The organism is Nocardioides sp. (assembly GCF_035481145.1).
Taxonomy (GTDB): Bacteria; Actinomycetota; Actinomycetes; order Propionibacteriales; family Nocardioidaceae; genus Nocardioides.
In genome coordinates this window covers 1-3,448 of record NZ_DATIHB010000101.1, presented here as the reverse complement: position 1 = coordinate 3,448, position 3,448 = coordinate 1, and the positions used below count along the sequence as shown (strand labels likewise).

General features: G+C 71.2%; 4 protein-coding genes and 1 pseudogene. 1 reads left to right on the top strand and 4 read right to left on the bottom strand.

Annotated elements, in window-relative coordinates:
- The first annotated feature begins 81 nt into the window (after window positions 1-81).
- Window positions 82-1,116, top strand: coding sequence for an adenosine deaminase (locus tag VLF38_RS08940; RefSeq protein ID WP_325270918.1), 1,035 nt, complete (start codon window positions 82-84; stop codon window positions 1,114-1,116).
- 125 nt (window positions 1,117-1,241) lie between these two features.
- Here VLF38_RS08940 and VLF38_RS08935 read toward each other — a convergent pair whose 3' ends face one another.
- From VLF38_RS08935 to VLF38_RS08920, 4 genes and pseudogenes are all read right to left on the bottom strand, one after another.
- Window positions 1,242-1,637 (bottom strand): cold-shock protein, encoded by a 396-nt coding sequence (locus VLF38_RS08935; RefSeq protein WP_325270917.1) that lies wholly within the window; start codon window positions 1,635-1,637, stop codon window positions 1,242-1,244.
- A 70-nt stretch (window positions 1,638-1,707) separates the two neighbouring features.
- On the bottom strand, window positions 1,708-2,349 hold the full coding sequence (locus VLF38_RS08930; protein WP_325270916.1) for an HAD family hydrolase: 642 nt from the start codon (window positions 2,347-2,349) through the stop codon (window positions 1,708-1,710).
- On the bottom strand, window positions 2,342-3,208 hold the full coding sequence (locus tag VLF38_RS08925) for a hypothetical protein (RefSeq protein WP_325270915.1): 867 nt from the start codon (window positions 3,206-3,208) through the stop codon (window positions 2,342-2,344). Before VLF38_RS08925 ends, VLF38_RS08930 begins: the two co-directional genes overlap by 8 nt.
- Window positions 3,205-3,448: pseudogene (locus tag VLF38_RS08920) on the bottom strand (hypothetical protein); the annotation flags it as partial. The gene VLF38_RS08925 and the pseudogene VLF38_RS08920, both read right to left, overlap by 4 nt.

Sequence of the window (3,448 nt, the reverse complement as noted above, 5' to 3'; positions counted from 1 at the left end):
CTGCAGGTTCGCGCCGCCTCGATGCCATTTCGTTGCAGGTCCGCGCCGCCTCGGCGACAGAGGGACCGGTAGGTTCCCGTCATGGCGCGACCCCTCGACGTACTCCCGAAGGCGCACCTGCACCTGCACTTCTCCGGGTCGATGAGGCACAGCACGTTGCTCGAGCTCGCCGAGCGTGACGGCATCCCGCTGCCCGACGCGCTGGTCGAGGAGTGGCCGCCGGAGCTCTCGGCCGCCGACGAAAAGGGCTGGTTCCGCTTCCAGCGGCTCTACGACGTGGCGCGCTCGGTCCTGCGCACCGAGGCCGACGTACGCCGACTGGTGCGGGAGGCGGCGGAGGACGACGCCCGCGAGGGTGGACGGTGGCTGGAGATCCAGGTCGACCCGTCGGGCTACGCAGCGCGCTTCGGCGGGATCACGGCATTCACCGACCTCGTCCTCGACGCGGTCGCCTCCGCCTCCCGCGAGACCGGTATCGGTATGGCGGTCGTCATCGCTGCCAACCGGACCCGGCATCCGATGGACGCCCGCACCCTCGCCCGTCTCGCGACGCAGTACGCCGGCCGCGGGGTCGTCGGCTTCGGCCTCTCGAACGACGAGCGGCGCGGCGTGACGGCGGAGTTCGCGCCCGCGTTCCGGATCGCAGAGCGGGCCGGGTTGCTCCTCGCGCCGCACGGCGGGGAGCTGCGCGGTGCCGACAACATCCGGGCCTGCCTCGACGACCTGGGCGCGGACCGACTGGGCCACGGGGTACGCAGCGCGGAGGATCCGGCCCTGCTCGAGCGGATCGCGTCGTCCGGCGTGACGCTGGAGGTCTGCCCGGTCTCCAACGTCGCGCTCGGGGTCTACTCCGACCTCACCTCGGTGCCCCTCCCCCAGCTCCTGGCCGGTGGGGCGCGGGTCGCCCTCGGCGCGGACGACCCGCTGCTCTTCGGCTCACGGCTGGAGGGCCAGTACGCCACGATGCGCGCCGCGCACGGGCTCAGTGACGAGACGCTGGCCGAGCTGGCCCGCATGTCGTTCCGCGGGTCACGGGCACCGTCGGACGTGGTCGAGCGGGCGATGAAGGACATCGACGCCTGGCTCGGAGTCTCGAACCAACCCGCGTCCCGATAGCCCGGCGCGCCGGCCACAGGCCGTGGACACCTCGCTGAGGTGTCGCTTCCCCACTCCCCCGCTGCGCTCCTCCGCAGGGAACCGACGCCTCAGCTCCTCAGCGCGGGCTGGGGTTGCTGAGTCGGTCAGAGCTCGAGCTCGTCGGCGAGGGCGCGCAGCGCCTTGGCGACGGGGCGCACGGTCTTCGGGTCGGGACGGCGGCCGTGGCGGTAGCCCTCGCCCAGACCGTCGAGCAGGACGATGAGGTCCTCGATGATCGTGGCCATCTCGTCGGGCTTCTTGCGCTGGGCGTCGCGCTGGTTGCGCGCGACGGACGCGGGGGCGTCGATGATCCGCACCTGGAGCGCCTGGTCGCCACGACGGCCCTGGGCGATGCCGAACTCGACGCGCGTGCCGTTCTTCAGCGAGCTCACGCCCTCAGGCAGCGCCTCGGCGTGGACGTAGACGTCCGGCCCGCCGTCGTACGAAAGGAAGCCGAAGCCCTTCTCGGCGTCGTACCACTTCACCTTGCCAACGGGCACTGCTCTGACCTCTTCCGTGTGCTGCGCGCGGCCCCTGTGGGACGCGAGGCCCAAGGGTAGTGGGCGCCGTTCAGCGCGGCGAGCCGGTTTGCTGACCCAGGTGCGCCTCGAGCCAGGCGGGAAACTCCGCGAGCTCCTCGAGCACGACGTGCGTGCCCGCTGCCTCGAGCTCCTCGCGTGTGCAGCCGCCCGTGAGAACCGAGACGCTGGTGACGCCCGCGGCGAGGGCGCCCTCGACGTCGTGGACGTGGTCGCCGACGTAGATCGAGGCCCCTTCGCGCTGGAGCACGTCGGCCTTGCCCACGCCCCAGACCCAGCCCTCGAGGTGGTCGATGTCGAAGCCGAGGTGGTCGACGTGGAGCTGCGCGTTGCGCGGGAACTTGCCCGTGACGAGCACGACGCGACCACCTGCTGCCCGCACCGCCGCGATGGCCGCGTGGGCGCCGGGGAACGCCGGCGTCGCGTGCACGGCGTGCTCGGGGTAGATCGCGCGGAACCTGTCGCCCGCGGACGGGATCTCCGCGGCCGGCAGGTGGTCAGCGAGGAGGTGCTCCAGCGGAGGGCCGAGTCGCGCGGTCATCTCCTCCGTCGGGAAGGCGATGCCGAGCTCCTCCCCCAGCGCCAGCAGGGTCGCCGCGAAACCCGCTCGGGTGTCGATCAGCGTCATGTCGAGGTCGAACCCGACGACGAGCCCGCCGCCCGGGTCAGGCATCGCGAGTGGCGAACGCGGAGTACGCAGCAGCGACGAGGAGCGCGACGAAGCCGCCGAACACGATCACCCCGCCCCACAGGCTGAGCGGGTCACCGAACGTGTCCAGGTTGCTCTGCAGGCCGAAGTCGCCGCCGGGGAGGGTGCCGAAGGTCTGCATGATCCGCCCGCCCGCGTTGAAGGGGAGGAAGCGCGTTGCCTCGACGTACGCGTCGTTGTTCTGGACGCCGCTGATGATCAAGGCGAAGGTCCGGAGCAGGACCTCGACCCCCATCGGCCACAGGAAGAGCATCACCAGCGCGAACGTCTGGTGGCGCACGAGCACGGTCAGCGACATGGCCAGCCAGGTGACCAGGACGCTGTAGAGCACGTGCCGGCCGATGGTGGCCAGGATGTGCATCGGGGCGTAGCTGACGTCGATGCCGAGGAAGAAGATCGCGGAGACCAGCAGCGACAGCAGGCAGCTGGTCACGACGAGCAGCGCGACCCAGGCGGCGACGACGAGGTACTTCGCCGCGAAGACCGCCCAGCGCTGGGGTACGGCGGTGAGCGTCGCGCGGATCATGCCGTGGCGGTACTCGTGGCCCCAGGCCAGGACGCCGACGATCGCAGCGACGAACGCGACGAGGTAGAACATCGGGTCGACGATCGAGAACTGGGTCATCGCGGCGTCGACGTAGAACTTCGCCATGTCACCGGAGAGCTCCTGCCCGTCGAGGTCGTCGGAGCGGAGGCTGACCCGGATGATCAGCGAGGCGATGGCGGTGAAGCCGACGCCCACGAGCAGCACACCGAAGGTCAGCCACCACGTCGAGCGGAGGGTGCGCAGGCGGGCGATCTCGTAGCGGAGTGCGGCGGTCATCGGGTGCCCTCCTGCGGGGTCGTGGGGGCGGGCGCATGCGAAGGAGCCGGTGCCTGCGCGTTGTACTCGGAGGCATTGCCGGTCATCTCGAGGAAGGCCTCCTCGAGGGTCGCCTGGTGCGTCGACAGCTCGTGGACCCGGATCTGGTTGTCGAAGGCGAGGTCACCCACGGTGCGGGCATCCAGGCCCGTCACCGAGAGTTCGCCCTCGGCGGCGAGCTGCACGCTGCCGACGCCGGCG

Excerpts from the sequence above, each read along its gene's own strand:
- VLF38_RS08940 (WP_325270918.1), top strand. The coding sequence starts at position 82 with ATGGCGCGACCCCTCGACGTACTCCCGAAGGCGCACCTGCACCTGCAC.
- VLF38_RS08930 (WP_325270916.1), bottom strand. The coding sequence starts at position 2,349 with ATGCCTGACCCGGGCGGCGGGCTCGTCGTCGGGTTCGACCTCGACATG.
- VLF38_RS08925 (WP_325270915.1), bottom strand. The coding sequence starts at position 3,208 with ATGACCGCCGCACTCCGCTACGAGATCGCCCGCCTGCGCACCCTCCGC.